Below are 9404 nucleotides of genomic sequence, written 5' to 3' on the forward strand. Positions count from 1 at the left end.
GGCTGCAGTCAGTCCGTTCGAAAGCATGAGCTCCTGCGCCTTGGCCACCGCCGCATCAAGCTCAGCGTCGGTCGGCGCCGGGATTTTCGCTTCAATCAGGCTCATCGCCGCGTCGACGAACAGGCCGTTCTCGATCCGCCCGCCGACGGGCGCCTGGGTGTTCAAGGCAAAGCCCGACGCCTGAATTGCCGCGCTGTTGGCGATGGCGGCATGACCGTCGACCCGTCCGAGCCAAACCGGGCGATCACTGACCACTGCGTCGATATCGGCCGCGGTCGGGAAGCGCTTGTCGGGCCATAATTCCTGGTTCCAGCCGCGCCCGAGGATCCAGCGGGCATTGGGATTGGCCTCGGCATAGGCCTTCAATCGCGCCCGGAGGTCGGCAAGCGAAGTCGTGCCGGTGAGGTCGAGCTGCAGCGCAGTGAAGCCAAGCGCCATGACATGTCCATGGGCGTCGATCAGGCCGGGGAGGACGGTCTTGCCGCGGGCGTCGACAACGTCCGTATCGCGCAGCTTCAGCATCTCGCCATGGAGCAGGCGCTTCACCTTGCCGTCGTCGCCGATCAGGATGCCAGTGAAATGCTCGATCTTGCCGTTGGCATCGACCTGGATGCCGTTGGCGTTGGTCACCAACGTATCGGCAAGAGCTGAGGAGGAGGCGAGGAGCGCGGCAAGCGCGAGCAGGGTCGTTCGCATGGCCGCTTCGATAGCATTGTTTGTGAGGAGCGGAAGGTCTAGTCGGCTGGCCATGGACGCCCCGACCAAGACCCGCCCGACGCTCGACGACATCAAGGCCGCTGCAGAGCGGATCAAGGGCGCGGTCATCCGAACGCCGATGATGCTCAGCCGCACCCTGTCCGACATCGTCGATGCGGAAGTGTGGCTGAAGTTCGAGAACCTCCAGTTCACCGCCGCCTACAAGGAGCGCGGGGCGCTCAACAAATTGCTGCAGCTGACGCCGGAAGAGCGGGCTCGCGGGGTGGTCGCGGCATCGGCCGGCAATCATGCTCAGGCGGTCGCCTATCATGGACGGCGGCTCGGCATTCCGGTGACGATCGTCATGCCGGTCAGTACGCCGATGATGAAGGTCACCCAGACCGAGGGCCATGGCGCCAATGTCGTGCTGTTCGGCGAGCGGTTCGACGACGCCTATTCCCACGCTCGCGAACTGGAGGCCGAGAATGGCTATGTGTTCGTCCATCCGTTCGACGATGTGACGATCATGGCCGGGGCGGGGACGGTCGCGCTGGAGATGCTGGAGGATGCACCGGACCTCGACACGCTGGTCATCCCGATCGGCGGTGGAGGACTAATCAGCGGCGTGGCTACGGCCGCGAAGGCGCTGAAGCCCGGGATCAAAGTGATCGGCGTCGAGGCCGAGCTTTATCCGTCGATGAAGAATGTGGTCGAGGGCGGCAATGGCGAGATTGGCGGCGATACGCTGGCCGAAGGCATTGCGGTCAAGGAGCCGGGCCAGCTGACTCGGGCGATCATCGCCGACCTGGTCGACCGCATCGACCTGGTCGCTGAGAACGACATCGAACATGCGGTGTCGATGTTGGTCAACATCGAAAAGACGGTGGTCGAAGGAGCGGGAGCGGCCGGACTTGCGGCGATCCTGGCCGACCCGGAGCGGTTCCGCGGGCGCAAGGTCGCGACGACGTTGTGCGGCGGCAATATCGACACGCATCTGCTGGCCAATGTGCTGGTCCGCGAGCTGGTCCGCTGCGGCCGCATCGCGCGCCTGAGGATCGCCGCGCAGGACCGGCCGGGCGCGCTCGCCGCGATCACGGCGAAGTTCTACGAATGCGGGGTCAACATCCTCGAGACCAATCACCAGCGGGTGTTCAGCCGCCGGCCGGCCAAGGACACGCTGATCGAAGTCGAATGCGAGGCGCGAGATGCGCGCGCGATCGACACGCTGGTCGATCATTTGGAAGAAGCAGGTTTCCACGTCGACCGGGCCGAGCTCGACTAAAATCGTCCCCTTGCGGCACACCTAAGCTCATTAACCCTCTTTCCGGCCGTCAAACTCTTTTCATTCGCGTTTACTAGTCGCATAAAGAGTTTCGTAACCATTGCAGAAGGCCTGGATGAAGTGAGCGCACCATTTCGCTTCCCCAAGTTCTTTGTAACGAACCCTTCGCCTTGCCCCTATTTGCCGGGCAAGGTCGAACGCAAGGTTTTCACCGAATTGAATGGCCGCAACGCCGGCGAATTGAACGAAGCGCTGGGCCGCATTGGCTTCCGCCGCTCCCAGTCGGTGGCCTATCGCCCAAGCTGCGTCGATTGCTCGGCCTGCGTCTCGGTCCGCGTGCTGGCCGACGAGTTCACGCCCAACGCCACCCAGCGCAAGATCCTGCGCCGCCATGCCGACCTGGAAGTCAGCGCCTGCCGGCCATGGAGCACCGAGGAGCAATATGCGCTGCTCCGCAAGTATCTGGCCGATCGTCATCCCGGTGGCGGCATGGCCGAGATGGACGAGCAGGATTATGCGGACATGATCGAGCAGACGCCGGTCCGCACCTATGTCATCGAATATCGCGAACCGTCGGTCGACGGCCGGCCGGGCAAGCTTGTCGGCGCCTGTTTGAGCGACCAGCAGGCTGACGGCCTCAGCATGATCTACAGCTTCTACGATGTCGGCGAAGGCGCCCGGAAGGGCCTCGGCACCTACATCATCCTCGACCATATCGTTCGCGCCGCCCGCGCCGGCCTGCCCTATGTCTATCTCGGCTATTGGGTCGAGGGGTCGGACCGGATGGCCTACAAGGCCAGCTTCAAGCCGCTCGAGCGGCTCGGCCGCGACGGCTGGCGGCGGATGGATGTGCCGGATGCCCTGCCGGAACCTCAGATCGCCGAGCAGCTGCCGGCCCGCTCGCCGCGCCGGATCCTGGTCGACGCCTAATATCCAGCCGCGTTGCGGGCGATCTCGTCCGGCGGCTGCTCTGGAATTTCAGACAACGAAGCCTATTTTCCACCCGACCGGGTGAGAGGACAATCCATGGCTGACGCAACCACACTCCAGTTTGACCTGACCCCCCCGACCGAGGACCAGCTTCACGACCTGGTTGCGGATCTCGACGACCAGGAGCGACATGTCCTGCTCGAGCATGGCACGGAGGCGCCGTTTTGCGGTGTGTTCCTCGATGAGAAGCGGGCCGGGGTCTATACGTGCCGGCTATGCGGCCTGCCCTTGTTCAATGGCGGCCAGAAATTCGAAAGCGGCACCGGTTGGCCGAGCTTCACCCAGCCCTTTTCGGCCGATCATCTCAAATATTTGCGCGACGACAGTTACGGGATGATCCGGACGGAGATCGTTTGCGCGCGGTGCGGCTCGCACCAGGGCCATGTTTTCCCCGACGGGCCACCGCCGACCGGCGAGCGCTATTGCATCAACAGCGTGTCGCTGGCGTTCACGCCCAACGGCGAGGCGCTGCCCGACAAGCTTGGCCGCGGCGCTCCCGAAGGTGAGGCACTGACAGCCTAGGATTTGCAGACAAACGGCAGGGCGAACGGGGTGGGGAAGGGTTCCGCCCCGCCGTTTGTCGCTTGGCAGCCCGATCAGGCTGCCTTGAGCTTTCCGCCCATGGCATGGACAGCCGCGGCATTGAGGCGCTGGCCGCCGATCGCCCAGTCACCCTGCTCGATCTCGACGAGCCGGACCCAGGTTACGCCACGCATCTCTTCGCCTTCGACCGCGACCATCGCTTCGGTCACTCGCTCGATCAGCTCCTGCTTCTTGGCGGGGCTGAAGACATCCTTGATGATGTCGATCGTCACTAGGGGCATGCATAATCTCCTCGGTTGGATGGCGACCATTTGCCGCGAGGCGCCATGCGCGGCCAGTTCAGCAATTGAAGCAACGCACTACAGTTTCTGAAGCGTTGGCCCTATATGCAGGCCCAAGGAGCGGCCGATGAAATATGGTCAATTCTGCCCGATTGCGAAGGCGACCGAAGTACTCGGCGAGCGCTGGAGTGTGCTGATCGTTCGCGAGCTGTTGATGGGTGGCCGGCGATTCAGCGAGCTGCAGCGCGGCCTTGGCGATATCTCTCCGGCCCTGCTCACCACCCGGCTCAAATCGTTCGAAGCCGAAGGGCTGGTGGTCAAGCGGCGGGTCAGCGGGCAGCGCGGCTTTGAATATTTCCCCACGCCCGCCTGCGAAGCCCTGCAACCGGTGGTCATCGCGATGGGCGAATGGGGGCTGTGCTGGCAGCGCGACAAACTGACGCAGGATGATTTCGATATCGAATTCCTGATGCTCTACCTGGAGCGCAGCGTCGATCCGTCGCAGCTCCCCGGGGAACACAGCGTCATCCAGTTCAAGTTCAAGGATCTGGCCGGTCAGCCCGATTGGTGGCTGCTGGTCGATGGCGACAAGGTCGATGTGTGCATCTCGCGGCCGGGCCGCGATGTCGACGTCTATTTCACGACCACGACGCGGACCATGCACGACGTTTGGATGGGAGACCGGACTTATCGCGACGCGATGTCGTCCGGTGATCTCATCGTCGAAGGCGATCCGGCACTGACCAGGCGCATCAGCAGCTGGTTTAAGCTGAGCCAATTCGCCAGCTCGGAGCGCGCACCGGTCCCGGCCGAACTGATGGTCACGCTTTAAAGCAAAACGGCGGAGCGCTTACGCTCCGCCGTTGCCACTCCCCCAGGAATGTTTTCAGGCCGCGACTTCAGTTGCGCCGGTATCGCCCTCGGCGTCGCGCAGCACATAGCCGCGGCCCCAGACGGTCTCGATATAATTGTCGCCGCCGCAAGCGAGTGAAAGCTTCTTGCGCAGCTTGCAGATGAACACGTCGATGATCTTGAGTTCGGGCTCGTCCATGCCGCCGTAAAGGTGGTTGAGGAACATTTCCTTGGTCAGCGTGGTGCCCTTACGGAGCGAAAGGAGCTCCAGCATCGCATATTCCTTGCCGGTCAAATGCACCCGGGCGCCGTCGACTTCGACCGTCTTGGCGTCGAGGTTCACGGCCAGCTTGCCAGTACGGATGACCGATTGCGAATGGCCCTTGGAGCGGCGGACGATCGCATGGATGCGGGCAACCAGCTCGTCACGGTGGAACGGCTTGGTGACATAGTCGTCGGCGCCGAAACCGAGCGCACGGACCTTGCTGTCCATCTCGCCAATGCCCGACAGGATCAGCACCGGAGTCGACACCTTGGCGGTGCGGAGCTTCTTCAGCACGTCATAGCCGTGCATATCCGGGAGATTGAGGTCGAGCAGGATGATGTCGTAATCGTAGAGCTTGCCGAGGTCCAAGCCCTCTTCGCCCAGATCGGTGGTGTAGACGTTGAAGCCTTCCGTGCCGAGCATCAGCTCGATGCTCTTGGCGATGGTCGCCTCGTCTTCGATGAGCAAAACCCGCATGCTGTAGTTCCCCTGGTTAGCTCGCCGATCGGGGCATCCCTTGGCACAAAAGGTGAAGCGCCCTTAACGACGTCTAAGCGTCCATTAACCATGCGGTTTCTGACCTTAAAAGGTTAATAGTGCGTAAAACTTCGTAAATGGCCGATATCGTTGCAGCCGTGCATCAGTTTAGATCAGTATCGGCACCAGCCTGGAGCAAGCCATTGTCCGAATTGGATTGCTTCGCCGGGAGCCCGGTTACATTGGCGACACATGAATCTTGAAGATCGCATCTTGTTCGTCGACGGCGAGGCGATCGTGATCGACAAGCCCGAAGGCTTGCCGGTCGATGCGCCGCGCGCCGGCGGGGCCAGCGTTGAAAGCCGGATTGACGAACTGAAGCTTGGATTCAAACGGCCGCCGGTGCCAATGCACCGGCTCGATCGCGATACGTCTGGATGCCTCTTGCTGGCGCGCAACCCGCGCGCGCGAGCCCATTTCCAGCAGGCGTTCGAACGGGGCGAAGTGACCAAAACCTATCTCGCGGTCGTCGACGGCCTGGTGGAAGGTGACGAAGGGCTGATCGAGCTGCCGATCGCCAAGGTGTCGAGCGCCAGGGGCGGTTGGCGGATGGTCGCGGACGAGCAGGGCAAGTCCGCGGCGACGCATTGGCGCAAGATTGGCGAGGCCGAGGGCCAGACCCTGGTCGAGTTCAGGCCGCTCTCGGGACGGACCCACCAGATCCGGGTCCATGCGGCGCGCGGGCTCGGCGCGGCGATCGTCGGCGACCCGGTCTATTCGCTGCCCGATGATGCCGAATTGGGCACGATGGTGCTCCCCGAAAGCGGGATGCTGCTCCACGCCTGGCGGCTGGTCGTGCCGCGGCCCCCGAAGGAACCGATCGACGTTACTGCCCCGGTGCCAGATCGCTTCGGACGCTGGCTGGATTTCCTGCCGTGAAGCCGGAAGAGGTTCAAATTCCGGAGGACGCGCTGAGCGAGCGGTTCCTGGCGGCAACCGGGCCGGGCGGGCAGAATGTCAACAAAGTCGCGACCGCCTGCCAGCTGCGCGTTGATGTGTTCAAACTGGGCCTGCCGCCACATGCCTATGAGCGCTTGAAGGTCGTTGCCGGGAGCCGGATGACCAGCGGCGGTGAATTGGTGATTACCGCGCGAAATTACCGGACGCAGGAAGCCAATCGCGAGGATGCACGCCGCCGCCTTGTCGAAATGATCGCGGATGCCCATTTCGTCCAGCGGAAGCGCAAGGCGACCCGGCCTTCACGCGCAGCGAAGGCCAAGCGGGTCGACCAGAAGAAGCAGCGCAGTGAAGTCAAACGCGGGCGCGGGAAAGTGGATTTTTGATGTACGACTTCAAGATCGAGGCGGCCGACAAGGCGACGCTGTACCGGGACATCGCTTCCGCGCTGGAAGGGCTGGTGGCGGGCGAACCCGACGGCATCGCCAACATGGCCAATGCGGCAGCGCTCATCTGGGAAAGTCTGCCGGACATCAATTGGGTCGGATTCTATCGCAATGTCGGCGGCGAACTGATTGTCGGGCCGTTCCAGGGGCGGCCGGCCTGCATTCGCATTGCCTTCGGCAGTGGTGTGTGCGGCGTCGCGGCTTCGAGCCGGGAGGTCCAGTTGGTCGAGGACGTCCACGCCTTCCCCGGCCACATCGCCTGCGACAGCGCCTCGAACAGCGAGATCGTCGTGCCGATCGTGGGAGCGGACGGCGAATTGCTGGGCGTGCTCGATATCGACAGCCCCAAACATGCGCGGTTCGATGCCGAGGACCGGGCGGGCGTCGTCCGCCTCGCCGAAATCATGGCGCGGTCTATCTAGCTCAGCATCTCGAGCTGGTCGTCGCTGAGGCCACCCGGGATGATCATCACCGGGATCGGCAACCTACCACAGTCATGGCCGGTAAAATGGGCAACCAGCGGTCCCGGCTTGCCTCCCGGAGCGGCGCCGAGCACCAGCGCAGCGACATCCTCGCGGGTGCCGATATGGCCGCGCACCGCGGCGACGGGATCACCCTGGCGAACGATGATTTCCGGAGTGATCCCGGCGGCGCTCATGATCTCGCCGACCGACGCGGCGACAATGCCCTCGATGCGAAGGCGCTGCTCCTCCTCGATTGCCGCCTGGACGCCGCCCCACTGGACGAAATCCTGGGGCTCGACCACGGCCAATATGTCGACCTCGCCATCAACCTTTGCGGCACGGCGCGCGGCGAAGCGCAGCGCGACCCGCGCTTCGGGACTGTCGTCGATCACGACCAGATAGGTTCGCGCCATCCCCGTTCTCCCTCGCTGGACGCTGCGGCAAGTCTCAGCGAGTGGCAAGCTCGATTCTCGCCATCCTGCACAGCCGTGCCCCCGGCACGGCTTTTTCGGACGCTCCCCCGGACAAGCTGCGTTCTCGCTCTTGACCCGCTACCCGCTTTGGCCTTTGTGCCGGACGAGTCTCTCTGAGCCCGGGAAACCCCATGTCGATCGAACTGAAGATGCCCGCCCTGTCGCCGACGATGGAGGAGGGGACGCTCGCCAAATGGCTGGTCAAGGAAGGCGATACGGTGTCGTCGGGCGATATCCTCGCCGAAATCGAGACCGACAAGGCGACGATGGAGTTCGAAGCGGTCGACGAGGGCAAGATCGCCAAGATTTTGGTGCCGGAAGGATCGGATGGGGTGAAGGTCGGGACGCCGATCGCGATCCTGGCCGGCGAAGGCGAGGAGGTTTCGGCGCCTGCGCCCGCACCGAAAGTCGAAGCCGCGCCGGCTCCAAAGGTTGAAGCTGCTCCGGCAGCAGCCGCACCGGTTCCCGTTGCCCCGGCTCCGGCCCCGACTGTGACGCGCGCGGATAGCGGAGACCGGATCAAGGCGTCCCCGCTGGCGCGCCGGCTGGCCGAAGCGCAGGGAATCGATCTGTCGAGCCTAACCGGCAGCGGGCCGGGCGGGCGGATCGTTCGCGCCGACGTCGGCACGGCGGGCGGCGGCGCGATGGCGGCTCCCGCTCCGGCGACGACGGCGGCTCCAGCCGGTTTGCAGCCGGTCGAAGCCGAGCTGGCTTTCACCGACGGCGTGCCACACGAGGTGGTCAAGCTGTCGAACATGCGTAAGACGATCGCGCGGCGCCTGACGGAATCGAAGCAGCAGATCCCGCACATCTACCTGACGCTCGACACCAACCTCGACGCGCTGCTGAAGCTCAGGACCGAACTCAACGCCGGGCTCGAGAAGCGCGGGGTCAAGCTCAGCGTCAACGACATGCTGATCAAGGCGCTCGCGCTGGCGCTGATCGAGGTGCCGGAGTGCAACGTCAGCTTCGCCGGCGACCAGCTGATCAAATATCAACGCGCCGATATTTCGGTCGCGGTCTCGATCCCCAATGGCCTGATCACGCCGATCATCGCCGATGCCAATTCCAAGACGATTTCGGCGATCAGCAAGGAAATGGCCGACCTCGCCGGGCGGGCCAAGGAGGGCAAGCTGCAGCCGCATGAATATCAGGGCGGCACGGCCAGCCTCTCCAACATGGGAATGTTCGGGATCAAGCATTTCGAGGCGGTGATCAATCCGCCGCAGGCGATGATCATGGCGATCGGCGCGGGCGAGAAGCGGCCCTATGTGATTAATGATAGCCTGCAGATCGCGACGGTGATGAGCGCCACCGGCAGCTTCGACCACCGCGCCATCGACGGCGCGGACGGCGCGCGGCTAATGAAGATATTCAAGGAGCTGGTCGAAAGCCCACTGGGGCTGGTGGCCTGAGATGAAGTGGCTGGCGGCCCTGCTGCTCGGCGCGATCGTGGGGTTCCTGGTGCCGATGATTTTCGGCGGCGAGGCCGGTTTCTGGCTGCACGCCTGGACCAAGGTCGGCACGATCCGTCCGCTGGTGGGGTCGCCCGGATTGCTGTTCTCAATCCCGCTGGCGCTGGGCTCGGCGTTCATATTCCGGCTGTTCTTCAACTGGCATAGCGGCTGAGCGCGACCTTGCCCGACCGCGTTCCCCTGATCCGAGTCACAGCGATGCC

The 9404-nt window shown here is 63.7% G+C and carries 13 protein-coding genes; 9 read left to right on the top strand and 4 right to left on the bottom strand.

What is annotated here, in order from left to right:
- Positions 1 to 696 (bottom strand): amidohydrolase family protein (locus tag Q0C64_RS12370; RefSeq protein ID WP_294124144.1); only part of this gene is annotated, 696 nt, incomplete at its 3' end.
- A 52-nt stretch (positions 697 to 748) separates the two neighbouring features.
- Between Q0C64_RS12370 and Q0C64_RS12375 the strand changes: the two genes are divergently transcribed.
- The 3 genes from Q0C64_RS12375 to msrB all read left to right on the top strand — a co-directional run bounded on the left by Q0C64_RS12375 (position 749) and on the right by msrB (position 3490).
- The gene (locus Q0C64_RS12375; protein ID WP_294124145.1) at positions 749 to 1978 is read left to right on the top strand and encodes a threonine ammonia-lyase; all 1230 of its coding nucleotides are present in this window, start codon (positions 749 to 751) and stop codon (positions 1976 to 1978) included.
- A gap of 120 nt (positions 1979 to 2098) precedes the next feature.
- Positions 2099 to 2908 (top strand): arginyltransferase, encoded by an 810-nt coding sequence (locus tag Q0C64_RS12380; RefSeq protein ID WP_294124146.1) that lies wholly within the window; start codon positions 2099 to 2101, stop codon positions 2906 to 2908.
- Positions 2909 to 3004: 96 nt separating this feature from the next.
- On the top strand, positions 3005 to 3490 hold the full coding sequence (gene msrB / locus Q0C64_RS12385; RefSeq protein WP_294124147.1) for a peptide-methionine (R)-S-oxide reductase MsrB: 486 nt from the start codon (positions 3005 to 3007) through the stop codon (positions 3488 to 3490).
- Positions 3491 to 3564: 74 nt separating this feature from the next.
- On the opposite strand, the gene Q0C64_RS12390 is transcribed toward msrB, so the two are convergent.
- The gene (locus tag Q0C64_RS12390) at positions 3565 to 3792 is read right to left on the bottom strand and encodes a tautomerase family protein (RefSeq protein WP_294124148.1); all 228 of its coding nucleotides are present in this window, start codon (positions 3790 to 3792) and stop codon (positions 3565 to 3567) included.
- A 127-nt stretch (positions 3793 to 3919) separates the two neighbouring features.
- Between Q0C64_RS12390 and Q0C64_RS12395 the strand changes: the two genes are divergently transcribed.
- Positions 3920 to 4624 carry a winged helix-turn-helix transcriptional regulator gene (locus tag Q0C64_RS12395; RefSeq protein WP_294124149.1) on the top strand — a complete coding sequence of 235 codons (705 nt, stop codon included), beginning with the start codon at positions 3920 to 3922 and terminating at the stop codon, positions 4622 to 4624.
- 54 nt (positions 4625 to 4678) lie between these two features.
- Here the strand turns inward: Q0C64_RS12395 and ctrA are convergent, their stop codons facing one another.
- Positions 4679 to 5386, bottom strand: a complete 708-nt coding sequence (ctrA, locus tag Q0C64_RS12400) for a response regulator transcription factor CtrA (RefSeq protein WP_294124150.1) — start codon at positions 5384 to 5386, stop codon at positions 4679 to 4681.
- Between the two features lie 252 nt (positions 5387 to 5638).
- Between ctrA and Q0C64_RS12405 the strand changes: the two genes are divergently transcribed.
- The 3 genes from Q0C64_RS12405 to Q0C64_RS12415 are packed head-to-tail and all read left to right on the top strand — an operon-like array spanning position 5639 to position 7211.
- Entirely contained in the window at positions 5639 to 6325 is a 687-nt protein-coding gene (locus tag Q0C64_RS12405; RefSeq protein WP_294124151.1) for an RNA pseudouridine synthase, read from the top strand.
- Positions 6322 to 6729: an alternative ribosome rescue aminoacyl-tRNA hydrolase ArfB gene (gene arfB, locus Q0C64_RS12410; protein WP_294124152.1), complete on the top strand. Its 408-nt coding sequence runs from the start codon at positions 6322 to 6324 to the stop codon at positions 6727 to 6729. The genes Q0C64_RS12405 and arfB overlap by 4 nt, the downstream gene beginning before the upstream one ends.
- Positions 6729 to 7211 carry a GAF domain-containing protein gene (locus Q0C64_RS12415; protein WP_294124153.1) on the top strand — a complete coding sequence of 161 codons (483 nt, stop codon included), beginning with the start codon at positions 6729 to 6731 and terminating at the stop codon, positions 7209 to 7211. Before arfB ends, Q0C64_RS12415 begins: the two co-directional genes overlap by 1 nt.
- Here Q0C64_RS12415 and Q0C64_RS12420 read toward each other — a convergent pair.
- The gene (locus tag Q0C64_RS12420) at positions 7208 to 7666 is read right to left on the bottom strand and encodes a universal stress protein (RefSeq protein ID WP_294124154.1); all 459 of its coding nucleotides are present in this window, start codon (positions 7664 to 7666) and stop codon (positions 7208 to 7210) included. The two genes, Q0C64_RS12415 and Q0C64_RS12420, sit on opposite strands and share 4 nt — an antisense overlap.
- A 191-nt stretch (positions 7667 to 7857) precedes the next feature.
- Between Q0C64_RS12420 and Q0C64_RS12425 the strand changes: the two genes are divergently transcribed.
- Together Q0C64_RS12425 and Q0C64_RS12430 are read left to right on the top strand one after the other, a co-directional pair.
- Positions 7858 to 9141 (top strand): pyruvate dehydrogenase complex dihydrolipoamide acetyltransferase, encoded by a 1284-nt coding sequence (locus tag Q0C64_RS12425; RefSeq protein WP_294124155.1) that lies wholly within the window; start codon positions 7858 to 7860, stop codon positions 9139 to 9141.
- A gap of 1 nt (position 9142) precedes the next feature.
- Positions 9143 to 9355 (top strand): hypothetical protein, encoded by a 213-nt coding sequence (locus Q0C64_RS12430; RefSeq protein ID WP_294124156.1) that lies wholly within the window; start codon positions 9143 to 9145, stop codon positions 9353 to 9355.
- Positions 9356 to 9404 lie beyond the last annotated feature (49 nt).

Origin of the sequence: Sphingomonas sp. (assembly GCF_023266535.1) — a bacterium.
Taxonomy (GTDB): domain Bacteria; phylum Pseudomonadota; class Alphaproteobacteria; order Sphingomonadales; family Sphingomonadaceae; genus Sphingomicrobium.

Coding starts and splice junctions, on each gene's coding strand:
- Q0C64_RS12375 (WP_294124145.1), top strand. CDS start 749: ATGGACGCCCCGACCAAGACCCGCCCGACGCTCGACGACATCAAGGCC.
- msrB (WP_294124147.1), top strand. CDS start 3,005: ATGGCTGACGCAACCACACTCCAGTTTGACCTGACCCCCCCGACCGAG.
- Q0C64_RS12390 (WP_294124148.1), bottom strand. CDS start 3,792: ATGCCCCTAGTGACGATCGACATCATCAAGGATGTCTTCAGCCCCGCC.
- Q0C64_RS12395 (WP_294124149.1), top strand. CDS start 3,920: ATGAAATATGGTCAATTCTGCCCGATTGCGAAGGCGACCGAAGTACTC.
- ctrA (WP_294124150.1), bottom strand. CDS start 5,386: ATGCGGGTTTTGCTCATCGAAGACGAGGCGACCATCGCCAAGAGCATC.
- Q0C64_RS12405 (WP_294124151.1), top strand. CDS start 5,639: ATGAATCTTGAAGATCGCATCTTGTTCGTCGACGGCGAGGCGATCGTG.
- Q0C64_RS12415 (WP_294124153.1), top strand. CDS start 6,729: ATGTACGACTTCAAGATCGAGGCGGCCGACAAGGCGACGCTGTACCGG.
- Q0C64_RS12420 (WP_294124154.1), bottom strand. CDS start 7,666: ATGGCGCGAACCTATCTGGTCGTGATCGACGACAGTCCCGAAGCGCGG.
- Q0C64_RS12425 (WP_294124155.1), top strand. CDS start 7,858: ATGTCGATCGAACTGAAGATGCCCGCCCTGTCGCCGACGATGGAGGAG.
- Q0C64_RS12430 (WP_294124156.1), top strand. CDS start 9,143: ATGAAGTGGCTGGCGGCCCTGCTGCTCGGCGCGATCGTGGGGTTCCTG.